Source organism: Clostridium boliviensis, from assembly GCF_033342255.1.
GTDB classification, from domain to species: domain Bacteria; phylum Bacillota; class Clostridia; order Lachnospirales; family Lachnospiraceae; genus Lacrimispora; species Lacrimispora boliviensis.
Window position 1 is genome coordinate 227,407 of sequence record NZ_JAWONS010000290.1, and the last position, 20,308, is coordinate 247,714.

At 43.6% G+C, this 20,308-nt stretch carries 22 protein-coding genes; 4 read left to right on the top strand and 18 right to left on the bottom strand.

Annotation, left to right across the window (positions count from 1 at the left end; genetic code table 11):
• The first annotated feature begins 16 nt into the window (after positions 1-16).
• The gene (locus tag RZO55_RS21415; protein ID WP_097002367.1) at positions 17-703 is read left to right on the top strand and encodes a response regulator transcription factor; all 687 of its coding nucleotides are present in this window, start codon (positions 17-19) and stop codon (positions 701-703) included.
• On the opposite strand, the gene citC is transcribed toward RZO55_RS21415, so the two are convergent.
• From citC to RZO55_RS21455, 8 genes are all read right to left on the bottom strand, one after another.
• Positions 693-1,718, bottom strand: a complete 1,026-nt coding sequence (gene citC / locus RZO55_RS21420; protein ID WP_318066300.1) for a [citrate (pro-3S)-lyase] ligase — start codon at positions 1,716-1,718, stop codon at positions 693-695. The genes RZO55_RS21415 and citC overlap by 11 nt on opposite strands.
• A complete protein-coding gene (locus tag RZO55_RS21425; RefSeq protein WP_318066301.1) occupies positions 1,642-2,568 on the bottom strand; it encodes a triphosphoribosyl-dephospho-CoA synthase in 927 nt (308 codons plus the stop codon). The genes citC and RZO55_RS21425 overlap by 77 nt, the downstream gene beginning before the upstream one ends.
• Positions 2,569-2,571: 3 nt before the next feature.
• Entirely contained in the window at positions 2,572-4,134 is a 1,563-nt protein-coding gene (gene citF / locus RZO55_RS21430) for a citrate lyase subunit alpha (protein ID WP_318066302.1), read from the bottom strand.
• Position 4,135: 1 nt separating this feature from the next.
• Positions 4,136-5,038, bottom strand: coding sequence for an aldolase/citrate lyase family protein (locus RZO55_RS21435; protein WP_318066303.1), 903 nt, complete (start codon positions 5,036-5,038; stop codon positions 4,136-4,138).
• On the bottom strand, positions 5,035-5,334 hold the full coding sequence (gene citD, locus RZO55_RS21440) for a citrate lyase acyl carrier protein (RefSeq protein ID WP_318066304.1): 300 nt from the start codon (positions 5,332-5,334) through the stop codon (positions 5,035-5,037). Before citD ends, RZO55_RS21435 begins: the two co-directional genes overlap by 4 nt.
• Before the next feature lie 145 nt (positions 5,335-5,479).
• A complete protein-coding gene (locus RZO55_RS21445) occupies positions 5,480-6,934 on the bottom strand; it encodes an FAD-dependent oxidoreductase (protein ID WP_318066305.1) in 1,455 nt (484 codons plus the stop codon).
• 74 nt (positions 6,935-7,008) lie between these two features.
• Positions 7,009-8,346, bottom strand: coding sequence for an NADH-ubiquinone oxidoreductase-F iron-sulfur binding region domain-containing protein (locus tag RZO55_RS21450; protein WP_318066306.1), 1,338 nt, complete (start codon positions 8,344-8,346; stop codon positions 7,009-7,011).
• Positions 8,264-10,375, bottom strand: a complete 2,112-nt coding sequence (locus RZO55_RS21455) for an FAD-dependent oxidoreductase (protein ID WP_318066307.1) — start codon at positions 10,373-10,375, stop codon at positions 8,264-8,266. The genes RZO55_RS21450 and RZO55_RS21455 overlap by 83 nt, the downstream gene beginning before the upstream one ends.
• A gap of 99 nt (positions 10,376-10,474) precedes the next feature.
• Between RZO55_RS21455 and RZO55_RS21460 the strand changes: the two genes are divergently transcribed.
• Entirely contained in the window at positions 10,475-11,284 is an 810-nt protein-coding gene (locus RZO55_RS21460; protein WP_318066308.1) for a MerR family transcriptional regulator, read from the top strand.
• Here RZO55_RS21460 and citX read toward each other — a convergent pair.
• Genes citX through RZO55_RS21475 form a run of 3 tightly spaced genes read right to left on the bottom strand, consistent with a single transcriptional unit; the run spans position 11,268 to position 13,451 of the window.
• Entirely contained in the window at positions 11,268-11,807 is a 540-nt protein-coding gene (gene citX / locus RZO55_RS21465) for a citrate lyase holo-[acyl-carrier protein] synthase (protein ID WP_318066309.1), read from the bottom strand. The genes RZO55_RS21460 and citX overlap by 17 nt on opposite strands.
• Positions 11,792-13,135, bottom strand: a complete 1,344-nt coding sequence (locus tag RZO55_RS21470) for an MATE family efflux transporter (protein WP_318066310.1) — start codon at positions 13,133-13,135, stop codon at positions 11,792-11,794. The genes citX and RZO55_RS21470 overlap by 16 nt, the downstream gene beginning before the upstream one ends.
• Positions 13,136-13,160: 25 nt before the next feature.
• The gene (locus tag RZO55_RS21475) at positions 13,161-13,451 is read right to left on the bottom strand and encodes a hypothetical protein (RefSeq protein WP_318066311.1); all 291 of its coding nucleotides are present in this window, start codon (positions 13,449-13,451) and stop codon (positions 13,161-13,163) included.
• 182 nt (positions 13,452-13,633) lie between these two features.
• On the opposite strand from RZO55_RS21475, the gene RZO55_RS21480 reads away from it, so the two are divergent.
• Positions 13,634-14,662, top strand: a complete 1,029-nt coding sequence (locus RZO55_RS21480) for a 3-deoxy-7-phosphoheptulonate synthase (RefSeq protein WP_318066312.1) — start codon at positions 13,634-13,636, stop codon at positions 14,660-14,662.
• A 139-nt stretch (positions 14,663-14,801) separates the two neighbouring features.
• On the opposite strand, the gene RZO55_RS21485 is transcribed toward RZO55_RS21480, so the two are convergent.
• Together RZO55_RS21485 and RZO55_RS21490 are read right to left on the bottom strand one after the other, a co-directional pair.
• On the bottom strand, positions 14,802-15,254 hold the full coding sequence (locus RZO55_RS21485) for a hypothetical protein (protein ID WP_318066313.1): 453 nt from the start codon (positions 15,252-15,254) through the stop codon (positions 14,802-14,804).
• Between the two features lie 77 nt (positions 15,255-15,331).
• Positions 15,332-15,922 (bottom strand): hypothetical protein, encoded by a 591-nt coding sequence (locus RZO55_RS21490; protein ID WP_318066314.1) that lies wholly within the window; start codon positions 15,920-15,922, stop codon positions 15,332-15,334.
• A gap of 380 nt (positions 15,923-16,302) precedes the next feature.
• Here RZO55_RS21490 and RZO55_RS21495 point away from each other — a divergent pair, with 380 nt between their 5' ends.
• A complete protein-coding gene (locus tag RZO55_RS21495) occupies positions 16,303-16,548 on the top strand; it encodes an HPr family phosphocarrier protein (protein ID WP_318066315.1) in 246 nt (81 codons plus the stop codon).
• Positions 16,549-16,638: 90 nt separating this feature from the next.
• Here the strand turns inward: RZO55_RS21495 and RZO55_RS21500 are convergent, their stop codons facing one another.
• From RZO55_RS21500 to RZO55_RS21520, 5 genes are all read right to left on the bottom strand, one after another.
• Entirely contained in the window at positions 16,639-17,472 is an 834-nt protein-coding gene (locus RZO55_RS21500; protein WP_318066316.1) for an undecaprenyl-diphosphate phosphatase, read from the bottom strand.
• Positions 17,473-17,487: 15 nt separating this feature from the next.
• Positions 17,488-18,162 (bottom strand): uracil-DNA glycosylase, encoded by a 675-nt coding sequence (ung, locus tag RZO55_RS21505; protein ID WP_318066317.1) that lies wholly within the window; start codon positions 18,160-18,162, stop codon positions 17,488-17,490.
• A 35-nt stretch (positions 18,163-18,197) separates the two neighbouring features.
• Positions 18,198-18,959, bottom strand: a complete 762-nt coding sequence (hisF, locus tag RZO55_RS21510; protein WP_318066318.1) for an imidazole glycerol phosphate synthase subunit HisF — start codon at positions 18,957-18,959, stop codon at positions 18,198-18,200.
• A 12-nt stretch (positions 18,960-18,971) separates the two neighbouring features.
• Positions 18,972-19,580, bottom strand: a complete 609-nt coding sequence (gene hisH / locus RZO55_RS21515) for an imidazole glycerol phosphate synthase subunit HisH (RefSeq protein WP_318066319.1) — start codon at positions 19,578-19,580, stop codon at positions 18,972-18,974.
• 69 nt (positions 19,581-19,649) lie between these two features.
• Positions 19,650-20,270: a hypothetical protein gene (locus tag RZO55_RS21520; RefSeq protein ID WP_318066320.1), complete on the bottom strand. Its 621-nt coding sequence runs from the start codon at positions 20,268-20,270 to the stop codon at positions 19,650-19,652.
• Between the last annotated feature and the right edge of the window lie 38 nt (positions 20,271-20,308).

The window sequence follows — 20,308 nt, forward strand, 5'->3', positions numbered from 1 at the left end:
TCATTTGGGGGAAACTATGTCTGATAAAGTATTAATCGTAGATGATGATCCAGCCGTTTTAAAGCTGCTGGAAAAAGTCATGCGCAGCAATGATTTGGAAACTACTGTGGCAGACAGCGGTCTTGCTGCTCTTAACTATATAAAAAATCATACCTATGATATGATCCTTATGGACGTTATGTTAGGTGATATGGAGGGCTTCGAAGTCATTAAGAAGCTGCGAAGCCAGGGGATACAGACTCCTGTTATGATCGTCAGCGGACGGAACGAGGACTACGATTCCCTATATGGCCTGTCTCTGGGCGCAGATGATTATATCACGAAACCATTCCGCCCTCTTGTGCTGGGTGCAAAGGTAAAAGCTCTCATAAGACGCTATAAAAACCAGATTCTGGAAAGCTCCGATATTCTGGAATGCGGTCCCTTTTCCTACAACACTTCCACCATGCGTTTTTATAACAAAGGGGAAGAGATCATACTCTCTTCGAAAGAAAGCAGTCTGATGCTGCTGTTTTTAAAACATCCCGGTCAGGTCTATACAAAAGAGATGATCTACGAACACGTATGGGGCAACAGCGTAGCAGTTGATGACAATGCCATTATGGTTTATATCAATCGTCTCCGCAGTAAAATCGAAGAGGACCGGCAGAAGCCGGCCCACATTGTAACTGTCAGAGGTCTTGGATACCGTTTTATCCCTTAGGCCTCTGACTTTTTTTATTTATCAGATATTCCAGTGTAGATTCAGGCACCACATCTTTAATATGGTTAAAGTCGCCCTTTTCATACCATATCCTAACCGCGGAGGCACTCACTGCTGTACCTTTGTTTTTTTTCCGTTCAAATTCCATAACCTCAATTTCATATTGGGGCAGAATTTGTTTCATCTCTTCGTTATACTGACTGGTTATGGCACAGTTTGGCTCCGTTCCCACAAAACGTCTGGTAATTCCCAGTTCCGGAGCGATGCGGCGTGCAAATAAAGTCAGATCCAGCAGACAGTTGGCCTTTTGAGCCTGTGCTTTCTCCTTCATAAAATACGTAGGAAAGGTTGCAGCTGAGATAACAAAATCGGATGACCGGTGAACAATCACTCCTGATAAGTCCCTGACGCCTTCTTTTACCAGATGATACCGTTCCTCCGCTTTAAACAGGCTTCTGTCATCGGATAAGACAAGCACATGAAGATAATCACAGTAGTTTTTTGCCTGCTCCACCAGATACCGGTGTCCGATGGTAAATGGATTACAGTTTACTACTATACATCCAATTACCGGTCCCGGCATCAGTGCTTCATTTGGAGTCTCCTCTTTTAAACGGCGGATAAACTGATCAAATCCCTCTTTCCGGTTTTCCATAAAAAGGATTTCCCCTGTTTTTAAGACACTGTAAAATCCAAGATTTTCAAACATTTCCTGATTTCCCGGCTTGGTATAAAGGAGTATATGGGACCTTTCCTTTTCAAATTCATACTGAACCAGTGCGGATACAATGGTTGCCGCCAGTCCGAAGCCTCTGGCCTCCGGATCCACAGCAATGCATTTTAGTACATTCTCATGAGCAGAGCCTGCTGCCACAATGTGGCAGTTCTCATCCAGAAGACATATGGTATATTCAATTCCCTCATCGTAATCCAGTTGATTACATGCAAGAAATTCCCTCAAACGCTCCAGTTCTTTCCCATGAAAGGGACTGCCTTCCAGCCTCATGAACTCCATAGAATCCTCCCAACTCCTCTGTTAACTGTGTGAGAAATATGGTGACAGCAAGAAGATCTGCACTTCCTCCTGCACTGATATTCTTCTTCACAAACCAATGGTCCAGTTCTTTTAACCGTTCAATGCTATCCTTCCTGTAAGCACCTCCGGCATCTAAAAAACCGGCTGCAATGTCCTTCACCTGCTTTAAAACCTCTGGATTGTGTCTGGATAAAATATTGGAATCGTCCACCCGGCTCATAAGATGAAACAGCGTTTCCAGTTTGATGCGATTCCACTCCTGACCAATAGAAAGACCCATGGTCATCACCGGGAGCGAAATCTCAAATACAGAGGAATAACCGCTGATTGCTTCCCCCCTGGCGCCGAAGATCTCCATATTACGGACTTCATTCATCAGGACATGCTTAACCATGGCCTGTTCCATATCCATCAGTTGTTTTAAGGTGACTCTTCCAAAGGACCGGTGGCAGGCTCCTGCAGCCCCGCTTAAAATACCCAGATGAAAGATCAGTCCCTTGTGTGTATTAACACCTCCGGTAGCCAGATACATGGCCCGTTCTGCCAGAATGCCGATTCTGCGAATAGTTTCAAATAACACAGGGGGAGCCTCCCACAGCCGCTCCCCCTCCAGAGCCATTGTGACAAAATAAGATTTCAGGGCTTTCGCACTCCGTTCAAAGGAAGCGACGTCCATATCGGTATGGGCTCCATTGGAATAAGGATCTACGAGACCCGGCTTCACAAGAGTATAAACCTCCTCAAGCAGCGCACGGTACGCCAGACTTCCAATCCGATATGCAGCTTCTTCCTCCTTCGAGGGTTCATTCACACAAGACCTGCTTTGCATTGTCTATTCTCCTGAAAATTCGAAATTTTTAATTTTACGAACAACATCCATAATGGTTCCATCACGGCTTTCAATAATTCCTACTACTTTGTCGTCAAACTGCACCCTTTCCGGCTCGCCAACGATGGAATATGCAATATCCCTCAGCTCTTCTATGGTTTTAAACGGAAGATCCACATTTTTCATAGAATCAATTAAATCCTGTCTCCTTGGATTAATGGCAATTCCATAATCAGTAATTACTACATCAATGGATTCTCCCGGAGTAGTAACCGTCGTCACGTCAGTACAGATGGCGGGTATTCTTCCCTGAAGAAGGGGTGCGATCACAATGGTACATTTTGCACCTGCCGCAGTATCCGGGTGACCGCCCTGTGCACCGGTAATAATGCCGTCAGACCCAACCACTACATTGCAGTTGAAATTCACATCGACTTCCAGCGCTGCCAGTATAACGAAATCCAGTTTATTTACCACTGCTCCCTTATTAAAAGGATCTGCATATTCGCCCGCACTGATACGGAAATGTTTGGGATTAATCACGGACTCCACAGCATTTAAATCAAAATCCTGGGTATCTAACAGTGCATCTACCTGATTATTCTCCAAAAGATCACACATGGGCTTTGTTAAACCGCCCACTCCAAACTTCATCCGGATATTTCTCTCTTTCATAATTTTTGCGAGAGAGATGGTTGAGGCTATGGAAGCACCGCCCACTCCGGTCTGATAGGAAAATCCGTCTTTAAAATATGGAGCATTAACCACGAACTGGGTGCAGTAATCCGCCATCATCAGCTTTCTCATATCTGTAGTAGGTTTTGCCGCTCCCGTCGCAATTTTATCCGGATTTCCGATCTGGTCAACCACAACCACATAATCCACCTTCGTCATGGAAATGTGGGCAGGAAAGTTTGGAAATGGAACCAGACAGTCTGTCACTGCAACTACCTTATCCGCATAATCCGCATCAACCATGGAATAAGAAAGCACACCACAGTCAGATTTTCCGCCGATTCCACGGCAATTTCCATAGTCATCGCAGGTAGGTGATCCGATAAATGCGATATCGATTCTCACTTCACCTGTCTCAATGGCTCGAACTCTTCCGCCGTGGGAACGCATGACAGCCAGTCCTTTCAGTTTTCCTTCTGATATGGCACGACCGATTTTTCCTCTCACACCAGAAGACTGAATGTTTGTAATTGTACCGTCTTCAATATATTCCACCAGCTTATCATGTGCCTTTCCAAGAGAACTGGCACATATGGTAAGGTCTTTAATCCCCATGTTGTGGATTTCTTCCATCACCATGTTTACCACGTAATCCCCGTCCCTGAAATGATGATGAAAGCCCAGTGTCATCCCATCCTTAATTCCGCATTTTTCCAGCACCTCACGAATGTTCTCCACCAACTTGCTTCCTTGCGAATTGATCACACACCTGGTAGACGGACCATCCTTTTTATACTCATATCCATCAAAATAATGATTCCCCTTAAATGGTTCTTTTCCTGTCTGCTTTAAGATTTCTTCCGGAATCTCTCTTCCTACTGCATTGATCATCTTATAAATCTCCTTTATATACGCCGGAGGCCTTGGCCAGTTCAATGGTTCTCCTTGCTCCGTCATAAAATGCAATGTCAATCATCTTTCCATCTACTGTAAACACACCAATTCCCAATTCCTTTTTCTCCTCAATCTCCTTCACTACCTTTTCTGCAAAGATAATGTCCTTCCCGGATGGGGTGAAGATATCATGAACCACAGGGATCTGCCGTGGATTGACAATGGATTTGCCGTCAAATCCCATGAGATGAATGTTTTCTACATCCTTTCGGAATCCCTCCATATCATCCAGATTGGTATATACGGTATCAAAACACTGTACCTTTGCAGCCCGTGCAGCAATAATTAAATTCTGTCTGGCACCCATCAATTCAATGCCCGTGCCTGTAATGTGAGTCTGTAAATCTTTGGTGTAGTCTCCGCCTGACAAAGCAATTCCAAAAAGACGTTCCGATGCTTCGCAGATATCCATAGCCTTCATGACGCCTCTTGCAGATTCGATCGCTGCCATAATAAGGGTCCTGCCTTCCGGTATCCCGAAATCCTTTTCCGCCTTTACAATCTCCTCTTCCACTCTGTGGATTTCTTTGGGACATTCCGTTTTTGGAATACGTATAGCATCACAGCCACCTGCCACTGCACACCGGATATCCTCCAGCCAGTATGGCGTTTCCAGTCCGTTAATCCGGACTACCCGCTCACATCCTCTGTAATCAATTTCCTGCAGCGCATGATACAAAGAGAATCTGGCGGCATCCTTCTGGTTTTCTGCAACCGCATCCTCCAGGTCCAGAATAATACTGTCCGGTCTATAAATATAGGGATCCTTAATAAGTCCCGGTTTCTGGGCATTTAAAAACATCATGGTTCTTCTGAGCCGCTTTTTCACTAAATTGATCATTCTACAGCACCTCCCCAAAGAGTGTTGACAAAGTGATCCACAGAACGGGATACCGCTCCTTCTACCCTGGCTTTGATGGTACAGTCAAGAGCACCTTTGTCTACAATGGATATTTTAATATTGTCCACTCCCAATTGATTCAGAGTTTCAAAAACCACTTTCCTGATCTGGTTGCCATACTGATTGATCACTGCACTCTCCAGTGTGAGATCGATTCTGCCGTCTCCGGGTTCCACGGTCACCTGACAGTCACTGGATTCCAGCGTTCCGGCCATAGCCGGTCTTTCTATCTCCATTTTGTTTAGAGCCTCCCTTTTATTTTCTATGATTACAGTTTACACGGGGAATCTTAACTCTGGAAAAATAGTACCTTAAAAAATATTAAGAAAGGGAGCGTGCCAAACCCCGCAGCGCTCCCTCTCTTAATCTTATTTTATTTCATTATTCAGAAAAATGTTCTTTAATAAACTGGATTGCGTTCTCTCCTGCCATTCTTCCTGAATTGACAGCAAACCCAAGAGAATTACCTGGAAGAATAAATACATAATCCGGATTGCAGATAGAATTCGCATCTGTTCCTGCTGCATAAAGTCCCGTTATCACCTGGTTTTCCGTATCAACCACCTCTGTCTTGTAGTTAATCCGGATTCCGCCAATACTTCCATACGCACTTGGTGCAAACTTCAGTGCATAGTATTTCGGTCCGTTAATCGGCTTTAAATATTTTGGATTTTTATTAAATAAGGTATCTCTGAATTTACAGCACTCATTGTAATCCGTAATGGTTTTTGTAAGTCCTTCTTTATCAATTCCTGTTTTTTCGGAAAGTTCCTCAATCGAATCAGCAATGAACAGTACGTCATTTCCATTTTTGATCATTTCATTCATTTCCTGTTTGAAATCATCCATGCTGATATTGGAGGTAACAACATTCACCAGATCCAGCCCGTTTTTCTCGTACTGCTGTAAAATAGCATCATCAATAATAGAGAATACAGTCCTTTCCTTCTGTCTGGCAATGGCATTTACTGAGAATACCGGATTTTCCACAACTGCTTCATCATAAAATCTCTGTCCGTCTAAATTAACGAAAAGGTTGGGCTGACGGAACGGCAATTCGATGGGAGCATAGCCGCCTGTATTGGGTGCAAAAAATACCAGTTCCATATCCATGTGGTCCTTTGCAGCACCTGCTTCCCATGCCATGCTGATTCCATCTCCCGTAAGCCCTGGAATCCGATAGGAGAAAAGATCCTTGCCCCATTCATAGTCGGTATGTTTTTTGATAAATTCAGGACTGTCCCCGAACCCTCCGGTAGCTATAATCACAGCAGAACCATAGGCATTTATTTCTCCCTCTCCTTCTTTCGCAATCACGCCAACTACTTCACCGTTCTCCTTGATAAGCCGCTGTACCGGGGCTTCCAGACAGATTGTCACTCCCAGTTCTTCCGCTCTGTCTGTCATTGCTTTGATCATGGTCGCAGCAGCTCTTAAACCGGGTGCTCCTGTCTTAGGCTGTACAATGTGCCAGGTTGCCTCTGAACCAGGAAAATACTTTGAAGGCAGTGCAAACTTTACCCCCATATTCTGAAGCCATTCGATGGTATCTGCTGATTTGTCAAGGTAATCCTTTACCAGTCTTGCATCGGCACGCCAGTGTGTGTAATCCATAAATTTCTGGAATGCTCCCTCCCTGGTGCAATCAATCAGCCTGTCCTTCTGCAATTTTGTCTCCACACCCAGAAGACCCATTGCCATGTTGGCACAGCCCCCAGTTGTATTGGCCTTTTCAAATACAATCACCTCTGCCCCCTGCTCTGCAGCTGCTATTGCAGCAGCAAGTCCTCCAGCTCCTCCGCCTACAACAATTACATCCGCTTCCATCTCTCTCATGATTCCATCCTCCGTCTTATTTTTTATATTTTATAATTTAAATTATAAACCTGTTTCTGCTCTACCAAAACGCCTTATACTCTCCGCCTTCTGCCAAGTCCCTTTTTCAATCCATTTCCTTCACCAGAAAAACTTCCGGCTTGTACCGGTTCTGACGGCAGAACTGGTTTCACAGTACCATACCGTCTTACAGCGTTCCTGCTGCATACCTTTGTACATCTTTCACACTTGCTGCATATATCTGGATCAATGATGTGAATTAAATTTGCCCCTCCTCTGACAGCATGCTCCGGACACACCATACAGTCTCCGCATCCGTTGCAGAGAGCAGGATCAATATAAAATTTCACATAGGAAATGCAGCTTAACGACTGACAGATCTTTCTGTCTATATGTTTTTCAAATTCTTCCCCAAATTTCTTCATAGCTGTCAGCAGAGGAACAGCCGATGATCTTCCGATATCACATAAAGTTCCTGCCTTCAATGTTTCACAAATTTCCTTCATTAAGGAAAGATCACCGTCCCTGCCTTTTCCTTCTGTTGCATCCTGCAGAATACGGTAAAGCTGATAGATTCCTTCCCTGCAGTACACACAGGTTCCGCAGGTTTTCCTGCTGTTTATAAGCATTCTCTTACAAGCCCAGTCCACAATACAGGTGTCATTGGAGCAAACCTCTATTTGAGCTGATTCAAGCATGGTCCCCTCTTTTAAAAGGCTGGAATAGGTAAATGGAGTATCCAGTTCATCCACACCATAAACTGCTCCCATGCTCCCGCCTGCAGACACAAATTTTACTGTTTTACCAGCGGTTACTCCTTTTGCATATTTGGTAATAATTTCTTCCAGGGTGATTCCAAAGGGAATTTCATAAATCCCTGGCTCCATAACATCGCCTGTTACAGATACGATTTTATGAGGTACATAATTTTTACCCGTCAGAAACCGGTGAAGAGCCAGCATTGTTTCTGCATGATGAACCAGAATCCCCTCTTTGAATATTTCTTTCTGTATCCCTTTCATATCATCTGTCAGCTTTGTCTGAATTCCACTCAGTCTGAATTTCTCTTCATAGATATCGTATTCTTTCGATAATAATGCGCAGATGCTGCTTAGTTTAAGCCGGTCTCTTAACGCTTCCATACCACTTATTATTTCATCCATATAATGTTCCAGCAGATATTTTACATTCCCGCTTTCACCCTGATCTTCAGGAAAAAGACAGACAAGCTCTTTCCATTCCCTGCTGCTCCATCTTTCAGCAGAAGGTCTTCCTTTAATCCCGTGTCCGAATATTTCAATTCTCTCCGTTTCCATATTTTCACCCTCTTTATTTATACTGATACTCTGTCCAGAACCTGGATCTGGTAAGCCCTGGGCGCAGATCACACTGCAGACATCTCCCTGCTTCACATCTGGCCGCCGCTTCCTCAAGCCCTTCTGTCATAAGATTAAAGTTATCTTTCCGCTGATCCAGTGAAACGCAGCGGTATGTCCTGCGGTCTAAGTCTGCAAATCCCTCTGCCTTACCAATAAAGCCGTCTGCTTCCTGATTTTCTGATAGAGATTCTTCTATATTGCCGTCACCACCTAAATAACGGTCAATTTCAGAAGCTGCCTTTCTGGCCCCCGCAATTGCCTGAATAACAGAAGCTGTTCCTGTTACCGCGTCACCTGCTGCAAAAACACCCTTTATTCCCGTGTTTCCACTGCTATCTGTTTCCATAAGCCCTCTCGGATTCAAAGACAGATCCACAAAGCTTTCCAAATCCGGCCTCTGTCCCGCGGAAAATATAACCATTTCTCCGGAAATCACATGATCAGAATCTTCTTTTACCGTTAAAATCAGTTTTCTGTTTTCATCAAATGTGAAGCTCTCAACTTCGCGGCAGAGAACGCCGGCTGCTTTTCCGTCCTTTTCTATAATTCTTACAAAAGTTCTTCCGTTGTAAATCTGGATCCCTTCTTCTCTGGCTTCGGTAATCTCTTCTTCACCGGCAGTCATTGCGCCTTCCTCTTCCAGGCATACCACAGATACCTGACTGCAGCCCAGCCGCCTTGCAGTTCTTGCACAGTCGAAGGCAACATTTCCCCCGCCTAATACCACAACAGAATCTTTCAGTTCCATCTGAGTATTTAACAGATCCCGTCTGAGGAAATCAATATTTACATGGACATTAAAAAGATCAGCCCCAGGCAGCGGAATCCGCACACCCTTGTCGGTTCCCACAGCAATCAGAATTGCTTCATAGCCAAGGTTTCGCAGTTCTTCCAATGAATTGATCTTCCGATTAGTGAGAATTTTCACTCCTGCCTCTCTGATCACTGCAATTTCCTCTTCCACAATTGATGCAGGCAGACGGTAATCCGGGATTCCGGCTGATAACATTCCTCCTGCAACCGGCAGTTTTTCATAAACATCAACTGCATGTCCTGATTTAACAAGATAGTAAGCCGCCGTAAGTCCTGCCGGACCGGCTCCTACAACTGCCACTTTTTTTCCAGTTTGTGTTTTAAAAACAGACTTCTCTTTCCACTGATAAGTATCCTGTTCTGCTGCAAACCGTTTCAGTTCTCTGATTGAAACAGCACCATTTATATCTTTTCTTTTGCAGGCAGATTCACAAAATCTCATGCACACCAGCCCCAGCGACTTGGGAAATGGTGCTTTTTCCCTGACAACAGCCGCAGCTTCCTCATACTTTCCTTCCTTAATAAAACGGACATACTTTGGAATGTTGATTCCTGCCGGACATTCCTGCTTACAGGGTATCAGGATATCTTCTCTGTTTCCCTCTTTAAAAGTTCCTTTCTTATCCTGTAGAGCTCCAGTCGGACATACTTCCACACATGCACCGCAGAAACGGCAATCTGCTTTTGCCAAAGAAAGATCTCCGGTTACACCGACTGTTATTCTGTCTTCCTCATTTTTATGATATTCAAGAATTCCAACCCCTCTCACATCGCGGCAGACACGTACACAGCGTCCGCATGCAACACAGCGATTGGGATCTCTGATCATTAACGGATTTCCGGTTTCCACATTAACCGCATTTAAGGTTCTTCTTAACCGGGAAGTGCTGACTCCCAGATATTGGATCAGAGACTGAAGCTCGCATTTTAGATATTTGGGACAGGTCGTACAGTCATCTACATGATTGGCCAGCATCAATTCCATGGAAAGCCTTCTCATCCGGTCAAGATCCTCTGACTTTGTATTTACTGACATGCCTTCCTCCGCCAGTGTGGTGCAGGCAGTCTGAGGTTCCTTTTTCCCGTTTATTTCGACCACACACAGCCTGCAGCCGCCTTCCGCATGCAAGTCCGGATGATGACAAAGGTGAGGTATGTATATATCCGCATGCTCCGCTGCCTCCATGATCGTCTTTCCTTTTTCTGTATATACTTCCATGCCGTCAATCTCAATTTTAACCTGATTCATTTCAACCTCCAATTTTCTTGACTCCTTTGCTGAGATTCATTTATACTAATACTATAAACTTTGCCATAGAGGCAAAGTCAATAGTGGAGTGTGAAAAAAATGACAAACTTATATACAATTGGGGAAGTTGCACGGTTTCTTAAAATTTCAACGAAGGCTTTGCGTAATTATGATGACATGGGACTCTTAAAGCCCTGTTATATATCACCCGAAACCAAATACCGCTACTACAGCTATGAGCAGTTTTTCATTATAGACGTAGTCCGTTACTTAAACAAAACCCTTGGGATTCCGCTTGAAAGTGTGAAAAAGCTGTTGGAAGAGAACAAAGAACCAGACCAGCTATTAACCCAGCTTAAGTCACATAAACAGCAGCTGGAAAGCAGGATGGCTGCCTTAGAAAGCTCCCGGCAGCTGACAGAGCATCTGATAGAGAAGATAGAAGACCAAAAAAAATACCCCGGTAAAATCGGGATATACGAAAAATACCAGATGAGCCGAAATTTGTATTATCACAAACTGGACATCTCTATTTATGATATAGATAAGTATGTAACAAGAAACGGAGCAGATGAGGATCTGCCCGAGACTAACACGATGTGTCTTTTGTTTTCCAGATCAGATCTTCAGGCAGAAGATGGTTTGATAGTCCGTGGATTTGGTGTTTTATCTGAGAAAAAGCTGCCTGGAATGGAATTAAAAACCATTCGGGAAGGCCGTTATATCACCCGGAGCTTCCTTTATTCAGAAGAAAACACCATCACTGCATTCAACGAACTGGCTAAATATGCCCAGGTAAAAGGAATTGTTTTAGACGAAACCGCATATTTAATCTCGCCCATGGTGAAATTTCCTGCCTGCTCTAAATATGATTATCTGATGGAGCTTCAGATTATGATTCATCTATAGAATTTATTTTCCAGTCAAGAATCATTTTCTCTATTTCATGAATCAGTTCCTCAACCGAATGGGTTCTGTTTCTGGCGCATCCTTTTGCATCCTGCCCGCAGATTAAGCATTTACGGACGGGTGCAGAAAGGGATTCTCTGCTCATACTGATACCATTTTCATCATAAACATCAATATCCCACAGCCGTCCTAACGGATGAGTCTCTTCCAGCCTGACCGCCAGTTCTTTCACCTGCACAGGATCAAAACAGTTCAGAGCATAGAATTTAATATATCCAGCATTCTCTGAAATTGCGGCCATCTCTTCGATGCCCATTCCCGAATCAGAAACCGCCTGTTCCAGTGCTTTCGTTCCTTCTGAAAAGGCAAGTAAAATATCGGGGGAAGTCTTGACTGGCCCCGGTATGTTCATTGCCAGTGCCATCGTCACCATGTCCTTATATTTTCCCCTCAGTTCCTCCTGGATTCTGACTTTCCTCTCGCGAAACCGAAGCATTTCATCAAGATCTACATATCTCTCCATATTTCCCTCTTATCTGATCCATATAGCTTTCTGATCTTTACTGTCAAAGGAATTACCATAAGAACCCAGACAATTGGTTCTGCAATTATAATCCCCATATATTTAAGTACTGGTGCCAGAAATGCCGCAATAGCGACCTTCCCTATAAGCTCGATAAAGCTAGACACAACCGGCGTTTTATGTTCACCGCAGCCCTGAAGTGCATTCCTGAAAATGGAAATTGCTGCAGGCACAAAATAAAACACGGAATTAATCTTTAAGTAAAGGGCAGCAGTTCCAGCTATTTCACGGTCAGACGTGCCGGTCACCAGTTGAACCAGACCAGGCGCAGCAGTATAGCTTAAAAATATCATTGCCACAGACCAGATAGATGTAATCACAAGTGCCTGGGAAATCCCTTTATGGATTCTGGTAGTCTTGCATGCTCCCATATTCTGACCGCAGAAATTTGCCATAGTAACACCCATCACAGAAAACGGGAGCATGAAAAACTCCGTGATCTTGCGGGCAGCAGTATGGGCAACAATGATATCTGTCCCAAGAAGATTAATAGCACTCTGCAGGGAAAGCGTTCCGAAAAATACCAGTGACATCATCAGTGCCATAGATATTCCTGCAGAATAAAGCTTTAGGACCTCTCCCTTTGTAATCCGAAAATCTCTTATATGGAACCGAAAAACCGGATACCGCTTTATCATATATACCAGGCTTAGAACTGCCGACAGCGACTGGGACAGCACAGTTGCAATTGCCGCTCCCTCCACACCTCTGTGAAGGACAAGGATAAAGAAAAGATCCAGAAATACATTGAGTATACTGGAAAAAATCAAAAATGCCAAAGGCGCTGCCGTATCTCCCAACGCTCTCAATATAGATGCACAGGCATTATACAGCATCATCATAACCATTCCAAACAGAATGATACGGATATAGCCCGAAGCCGCAGGAATCAGTGCTTCCGGCACATTAAGGACTCTTAAAAAGAAGGGCAGACCTGCCACACACAACAGCGTAAGCAAAGCTGAAGTCAGAGTCCCAAGAAGCAGGCAGCCTGCTGAGTACCTCCTGACCTTTTCTTCATCCCCGGCTCCGTAGCTTCTCGCCGTAAGCAGGGCGAAGCCACCGGTCAGTCCTGATAAAAAACCAATAAACAGAGTACTGATAGAAGTTGTGGCTCCCACAGCTGCCAGCGCACTCTCACCCAGGGTACTTCCCACCACCCGGGTATCTGCAAGGCTGTAAAATAGCTGAAAAATATTCCCGGCTGCAACAGGAAGCGCAAACTGAAGCATAACCTTTCCAGGGCTGCCTTTTGTTAAATCCTTCATTTGTACACCTTTATGTTATTCCTTTTCAGACCTTAAAATCCTCAAATCCGGAAATCATAGGATAAGGCGCAAGGCTTTTACCCGGACCGGTTATGGTTCCCTTAACATAAGGACTGAATGCCAATCGGCGAAAGTTTTCTTTTGTTTTATTTTTAATCAGTCTGTCATTTCTTCCTAATTCTCCAATGTAATTGCCGTTCTTGTCGTACAGCTCTCTGCCGTAGAACTTGCCAAGAACCGTTCCATCACACGCAACCAGATAATCCCGTTGCTTTACCCCGATATAATTTCCTCCCCAGTTCCAATATTTTTCCATATTTTTAACACCTTTCCATTCGTCATTCGATAACATCATACAACATTTTTTCAAAAAAAGGAACACTTATGGAGGAGTACTTAGCCAATCTTAACCAAATTTCAAGGAACACTGGATTTTTCCTGTGTTCTGTTATATAATCAACTGCAAAAAATAAAACAGCAATTACACAGGAGGATATTATGGGATTTCAATATGTCAGCAATTTGCCAAGCCCGGAAGAAATCAAAGATCGTTTTCCTCTTCCAGCCGCTTTAAAAGCCCTTAAGATAGAAAGAGACCAGGCCATCAGTGACGTACTTACAGGAAACAGCGACAAATTTCTGGTTATTATTGGTCCCTGTTCTGCTGATAACGAGGACTCTGTCTGTGATTATGTTAACCGTCTGGTTAAGGTGCAGGAGAAAACAAAAGACCGCCTGATTCTGGTCCCCAGAATTTACACCAACAAGCCAAGAACCACAGGCGAAGGCTATAAAGGAATGCTTCACCAGCCTGATCCTGAGAAAAAGCCGGACATGCATGAAGGTCTCATCGCCATCCGCCGTATGCACATGAAGGTATTTGAAGAGACCGGTTTATCCACAGCTGACGAGATGCTTTATCCGGAGAATTTAACCTACCTTGATGATATCATGTCATACATTGCTATCGGTGCGCGTTCCGTGGAGAACCAGCAGCACCGCTTAACTTCCAGCGGCTGTGAAGTGGCAGTTGGTATGAAGAACCCCACCAGCGGTGATATCTCGGTTATGCTTAATTCCGTAGTTGCTGCCCAGCAGCCTCATGACTTCACCTACCGCGGCTGGGAAGTAAAAAGCTCTGGTAATCCCCTTGCTCATACGATTCTGCGCGGTGCGGTTAACAAGCATGGACAGTGTATCCCAAACTATCATTTTGAAGATTTATTCCTTCTTCATGAGATGTACAGCAGACGCAATCTGCAAAATCCGGCCTGCATTGTGGATGCAAACCATTCAAACTCCAATAAAAAATACAGGGAACAGATCCGTATCTCCAAAGAAGTCCTTCACAGCAGAAAACATGCGCCGGAGATCCGCAGCCTTGTTAAGGGACTGATGATTGAAAGCTATATCGAGCCTGGCTGCCAGAAGGTTGGAGACGGATGTTACGGAAAATCCATCACAGATCCATGCCTTGGGTGGGATGACTCCGAACGTCTTCTTTATGAGATTGCGGAGAGCTGCTGATTACCTGTACATTTATCTGAATTTTGAGTAATTTAACAGAAGGTGTAGACCAAAATAGTCTGATGTATTTCTCAACAGATTACTTTGTTCTATCACCTTCTTTTAATTTATATATGCTTAACTTCGCATCTTATCTTTACTAAACAAAATAATTTAAAAGTATATCATATCTACGGATTACAGTAAGTATAGAAATAAGTGAACCGATTAAAACTAATATAATCCCAAATAAAAATTCCAGTATTGTAATAATTATTGTAGATCCTTCACGAGCGTCTCTAATTATCTCTCCTCCCGCCGCAACTAACGTTGTCCCAATAAACATACACATCCAAATCATTGTTGCAATCTCATATGATATTAAATCAAAAAAAGTTGCAGTATAATAACCAATACAGGATATAATCAAATATCCCGCTTCCAAATACAATATAATATCTACCTCGGAATCACTTCGTTTTCCTGATAGTGGAAATACAAATTTAATATACTTATGAGAGACTTTAGTTTTTTTACCAGAACGGCTATTATTATGATATGTACAACCATATAAAAACACTGTGAAAAAAAATACGAAAAGTTTTGCTGACATAAATCCACTCCATGCTCATTGATCTACCTGCTTACTCTGAGAACTCTAACTTTGTAAAACCTAATCAGTTCTGTTTTTTAATTATACTCTTTCACGTTATCCTCCTCTGTTTGTATTGTCTTAAGCATTTTAAGGATCACTGGTCTCCATTTTTCGTAATCCTTAAATATGCAATTAAAGCTTCCAATAATCAGCTTCCCGTTTGAAAGGATCAAAAACATCATGTTATAGACCCGTTCAGCCCCAGCAAAGCTTTTATAATCAAACCATACCACAGGGAGATTTCCTGTAACGTTTCCCTGATCATAGAATACATTCTTTCCGTCTGCCTGGCTTAGAATCTGGCACATTCGCTCCCTTTCATGATACAGATCCATAGCGTAAGTCTTATTTTCCAGAATTCCAGTTTGGAAGGTAAGACCCGCATGGGCAGACGGATAAATAAGAACCAGATCCGGCCGATTTTTAGAAAAGTAAATGAGAGTGGATTTCTCTCTATCCGCCTCTAAAAAACCAGCTGGAACATCAAGTGCAAAACCTATACTTGGAAACCACTTTAATTTCTTTGATTCAGCCACCCTGTCTTCTGCTTCAAGTTCTATTTTATCTAACTCCTTTTGAAGCTGCATAAAATCCTTATCAATATAGTTACCCTTGATCTCTTCCATACCTTCACTCCTGACCTTTCCCATAATACGATGCTGCTTCCTGCAGTGTATCCGAGAAATATTTTTAAATGGTCTTCCATTTCAGCCTGTCCTCGCCCGGATAAGTAGCTGTGACAAGAAACGTTAGTTACGATTGCATGACATATGACAGATAACTACATTATACTCCAACAAATTACCAAAAGTGCCATCATGTAATAATTAACCTCCTACATGTAACATTTGGTATTCTTTCAGTTTCGCATTTTTACAATTTTTACTTAACCCTTGTAATTTACTAAAAAAATAGGTAAAATGAAATTACCAGATTTACCTTTATACATAACATATCATAAGCCCTCACCGGTACAGTCCGGTGTACAAGAGAAGGAGGTATGGATATGCGGACGATGAATGTCAATATCCAGCTGCGTACCATTCCCATACCGCTGGCACTCCTGATCAATACGGCCAATGCATTTATGTGCGATATATATATTGATTACGGTTTGACCAGGGTGAATGTAAAAGATTATGATGAGATGAAAATGGGACTGGTAACGCAAAATCGGAATTTATTATTTAACTTTGACGGCATCGATGAGCTTGCCGCTGAAGGGCGGATCGGAATGCTTTTTAAACCGTAGACGCCGGAAAGGAACCTATATGACCCACCACACAAAAGAGAGTTGACCGCGGCGAATGGCCGGCGGACAACTCTCTTTTTCATGGTTTACTTAACCAAGGAATGCGGTTATACCAAAATATACTAACACAATTGCTCCAAGTACAATTCTGTAATATCCAAAAAACTTAAAGTCATGCTGTCTGATATATCCCATAAGGAATTTAATAGCATACACAGAAACAACGAATGCCACTACCATTCCCAGAATCAGATAAAATATCTGGGCTCCGGTAAAATGAAATCCAAATTTAACAATCTTTAAAAGGCTCGCTCCAAACATAACCGGTATCCCAAGAAAGAACGAGAATTCTGCAGATGCCGCCCTGGAACAGCCGAGAATCATGGCTCCCAGTATGGTGGAGCCGGAACGGGAGGTCCCTGGAATTAAGGAAAGCAGCTGAAACAGACCAATATAAAGAGCTGTCTGGTATGTAATTTCTCCCACCTTCTGTACCTCAAAATTCCGGTACTGGTTCCGGTTCTCAATCACGATAAAGAGTACTCCATATAGTATTAAAGTCGCCGCTACTACATAGCCGTTCATTAAATATTTATCCAGAATGTCATCCACTAAAATCCCAATAACAGCCGCAGGTAAGCAGGCCAGTATGATCTTACTCCACAAAATGAAGGTTGCCTTCTGCTGGGCTGCCTTTTTCCTTGGGGAAAATGGGTTTAACCTGTCAAAATATAATACAACTACTGCAAGTATGGCTCCCAGCTGTATTACAACCAGAAACATGTTTTTATAACTGTCCGGCTGGTTTAAATGAATGATCTCATCTACCAGAATCATATGTCCGGTGCTGCTGATCGGCAGCCATTCTGAAAATCCTTCTACAATTCCCAGAACGATAACTTTTAATATCTCAATAATATTCATCTTAATTCCTCTGTTTTAAATATTTTCGATCTGCCAGTCTATGGATGTCATCCCATTGGCTTCCAGATAAGCATTTGTTTTGCTGAAATGCCTGCAGCCAAAGAATCCTCTGTAAGCGGATAAAGGGCTGGGGTGGGGGGCTTCCAGTATTAAGTGTTTTGGGTTTGTCAGCATTGCTTTCTTATTCTGCGCAGGCCGTCCCCATAGGAGAAAGACCATAGGCCGGTCCTGCTCATTTAAAATTTTAATCGCCGCATCCGTAAAAGTCTCCCAGCCGATTCGCTGATGAGAATTGGCTGCATGGGCTCTCACAGTCAATACAGTATTTAAAAGCATGATTCCCTGATCCGCCCATTTTTTTAAGTATCCGTTGTTTGGAATCTCACATCCCAGATCTTCTTTTAATTCCTGATAGATATTCACCAGGGAGGGAGGGATATCCACATCAGGCTTTACAGAAAAGCACAGACCGTGGGCCTGACCGACATTATGATAAGGGTCCTGCCCCAGTATAACCGCCTTAACCTTGGAAAGAGGGGTAAACTGAAAGGCATTGAATATGTCGTTGGGGTCCGGAAAGACTTGTGTTGTCTCGTATTCTTTCTTCACCTTCTGATAAAGTTCCCTGTAATATGGCTTCTTAAACTCCCCGCTTAAGGGTTCCAGCCAGTCGTTGTCAATTACTCCCATGTTTCCTCCTTTGCATCTCACCGGATCCACCGGTTTTAAATCCGAACCGGTACACCTTTCTCTTCCAGGTACCGTTTTAAATCCATAATCTCCAATTCTTTGTAATGAAACAAAGAGGCTGCCAGAGCTGCGTCCGCCCTGCCTTTTGTCAGCGCATTGTAAAAATGTTCCATAGTTCCCGCACCGCCTGATGCAATGACCGGAACAGATACCGACTCTGCTATGATCCGGTTTAACTCATCATCATAACCGGCCTTCGTGCCGTCACAATCCATGCTGGTAAGCAGGATCTCTCCGGCTCCTAAGCGGTCCGCCTCCATGGCCCATTTTACAGCATCCAGTCCTGTATCAACTCTTCCTCCGTTTTTAAAGACGTTCCAGCCGGTTTTGTCTGCCCGCCTTCTGGCATCGATGGCAACCACCACACACTGGCGTCCAAACTTATCCGCAGCATCAGAAATCAGTCTGGGCGTATTAATTGCAGAGGAATTAATGGATATCTTATCCGCTCCTTCCCGCAAAAGCATCTTAAAATCTTCGACAGTACGGATTCCTCCGCCCACCGTAAACGGAATAAAGACCTTTTCAGCAACCCGGCGCACCATATCAACCACTGTATTCCGGTTGTCAGAGGAAGCCGTGATATCCAGAAACACCAGCTCATCTGCTCCTGCTTTATCATAGGCTGCAGCAATTTCCACCGGATCTCCTGCATCCTGTAAATTGACGAAATTAACACCCTTTACCACTCTCGCATTGTGTACATCCAGACATGGAATGATTCGTTTCGTAAGCATGCGGCTCCTCCTTTATGTAAGTTCAATGAAGTTTTTCAGGATCGTAAGACCAGTATCCCCGCTCTTTTCCGGATGGAACTGGCACGCAAATATATTGCCTCGTTCCACAGACGCACCAAATGTTACACCATACTCACAGGAAGCGGCAACATCAGATTTCCTGTCTGCTTCTAAATAATATGAATGGACAAAATAAACATATGCTCCGGAATCCAGTCCCTTAAAAAGTCTTGCTTCCGGCCTGATTGTCAGGCTGTTCCAGCCCATATGGGGAACTTTAAGCCCCGGCTGGTCCGGGAATTTAACGATTCTTCCAGGAAGAACGGAAAGTCCTTTCATTCCTTCACATTCCTCACTGCTTTCAAATAAAAGCTGCAGCCCTAAGCAGATCCCTAAAAAAGGCGTGCCGTTCTCCGTCACCTGACGGATTACTCCAGGCAGATCATACTGGCAAAGCTTTTCCATGGCATCGCCAAATGCTCCCACACCTGGAAGAATCACTTTGTCTGCTGAAAGAATGGTTTCCTTATCCCGGGTTACCACTGGTTTTTCCCCTAACGAAGCAAGGGCCTTTTCCACACTTTTTAAGTTTCCGGCATCATAGTCAATAATCGCAATCATGGCAGCCACCTCTTTTTCGCCTTTTTTCAATATTCTAACACAGTCCCTGTTTCAGTACAACGCAAAACATTATGAAAAATCACGAAAGAAATTAACGGAATTGACAGGAACGGATTCAGCTTTCTCACGTATTCCTTCCGAAAGCTGTGCAAAACTTCCGTGTATCCGGTACATAAATGCCTTATTATTTACAGAGACGGTTTTCTCAAAGGGCCAGCGGATTACCGTCGGTGTCTGAAATCCTACTCCAAGTTCCAGAATCAGAAGCTTTTTATTAAGAGTTCCAGCCAGCCATCTGGTATAGGCATTCCACTGAGGGAGGTACCCCTCTTCAATATACTCCTCCGCCTGAATGGTATTACCGGTTAACGGCTCGCCGCAATGAGGACAGATATCATCGGCAATTTCTCCGGGTTCCCAGATATCCTTCGTACAAGATTTGGAACACTGTCTCCAGGTAACGTTTCCGCAGGGTGCCACCATGCGTTTGGGGTCCAGACCGGACTTTAACAGTTCTCCATTTGTAAGGGTCGTAACAATAAAGTAATCCTTATCCTTTATCAGCTGTCCCAGTTTTTCATACAGACTGTCTTCCTTTTTGGCCTCATCCCGGTTCCATTCTTCTCCGATTCCGATCAGAAGCTTCTCGCATTCCTTTATTTCATTTAACATCTGCTCTTTTATAGCCATACATTATCCACCTTCTTTTCTGCAATACCCGTCTATTG

What these genes read in the sequence shown, in the direction of transcription:
- citC (WP_318066300.1), bottom strand. Translation starts at nt 1,718, where the DNA reads ATGGAGTTCATGAGGCTGGAAGGCAGTCCCTTTCATGGGAAAGAACTG.
- RZO55_RS21460 (WP_318066308.1), top strand. Translation starts at nt 10,475, where the DNA reads ATGACAAACTTATATACAATTGGGGAAGTTGCACGGTTTCTTAAAATT.
- citD (WP_318066304.1), bottom strand. Translation starts at nt 5,334, where the DNA reads ATGGAGATAGAAAGACCGGCTATGGCCGGAACGCTGGAATCCAGTGAC.
- RZO55_RS21480 (WP_318066312.1), top strand. Translation starts at nt 13,634, where the DNA reads ATGGGATTTCAATATGTCAGCAATTTGCCAAGCCCGGAAGAAATCAAA.
- hisH (WP_318066319.1), bottom strand. Translation starts at nt 19,580, where the DNA reads ATGATTGCGATTATTGACTATGATGCCGGAAACTTAAAAAGTGTGGAA.
- RZO55_RS21445 (WP_318066305.1), bottom strand. Translation starts at nt 6,934, where the DNA reads ATGAGAGAGATGGAAGCGGATGTAATTGTTGTAGGCGGAGGAGCTGGA.
- RZO55_RS21435 (WP_318066303.1), bottom strand. Translation starts at nt 5,038, where the DNA reads ATGATCAATTTAGTGAAAAAGCGGCTCAGAAGAACCATGATGTTTTTA.
- RZO55_RS21475 (WP_318066311.1), bottom strand. Translation starts at nt 13,451, where the DNA reads ATGGAAAAATATTGGAACTGGGGAGGAAATTATATCGGGGTAAAGCAA.
- RZO55_RS21495 (WP_318066315.1), top strand. Translation starts at nt 16,303, where the DNA reads ATGCGGACGATGAATGTCAATATCCAGCTGCGTACCATTCCCATACCG.
- RZO55_RS21425 (WP_318066301.1), bottom strand. Translation starts at nt 2,568, where the DNA reads ATGCAAAGCAGGTCTTGTGTGAATGAACCCTCGAAGGAGGAAGAAGCT.
- RZO55_RS21500 (WP_318066316.1), bottom strand. Translation starts at nt 17,472, where the DNA reads ATGAATATTATTGAGATATTAAAAGTTATCGTTCTGGGAATTGTAGAA.
- RZO55_RS21455 (WP_318066307.1), bottom strand. Translation starts at nt 10,375, where the DNA reads ATGAATCAGGTTAAAATTGAGATTGACGGCATGGAAGTATATACAGAA.
- RZO55_RS21490 (WP_318066314.1), bottom strand. Translation starts at nt 15,922, where the DNA reads ATGGAAGAGATCAAGGGTAACTATATTGATAAGGATTTTATGCAGCTT.
- RZO55_RS21485 (WP_318066313.1), bottom strand. Translation starts at nt 15,254, where the DNA reads ATGTCAGCAAAACTTTTCGTATTTTTTTTCACAGTGTTTTTATATGGT.
- RZO55_RS21470 (WP_318066310.1), bottom strand. Translation starts at nt 13,135, where the DNA reads ATGAAGGATTTAACAAAAGGCAGCCCTGGAAAGGTTATGCTTCAGTTT.
- citX (WP_318066309.1), bottom strand. Translation starts at nt 11,807, where the DNA reads ATGGAGAGATATGTAGATCTTGATGAAATGCTTCGGTTTCGCGAGAGG.
- RZO55_RS21520 (WP_318066320.1), bottom strand. Translation starts at nt 20,270, where the DNA reads ATGGCTATAAAAGAGCAGATGTTAAATGAAATAAAGGAATGCGAGAAG.
- citF (WP_318066302.1), bottom strand. Translation starts at nt 4,134, where the DNA reads ATGATCAATGCAGTAGGAAGAGAGATTCCGGAAGAAATCTTAAAGCAG.
- ung (WP_318066317.1), bottom strand. Translation starts at nt 18,162, where the DNA reads ATGGGAGTAATTGACAACGACTGGCTGGAACCCTTAAGCGGGGAGTTT.
- RZO55_RS21415 (WP_097002367.1), top strand. Translation starts at nt 17, where the DNA reads ATGTCTGATAAAGTATTAATCGTAGATGATGATCCAGCCGTTTTAAAG.
- hisF (WP_318066318.1), bottom strand. Translation starts at nt 18,959, where the DNA reads ATGCTTACGAAACGAATCATTCCATGTCTGGATGTACACAATGCGAGA.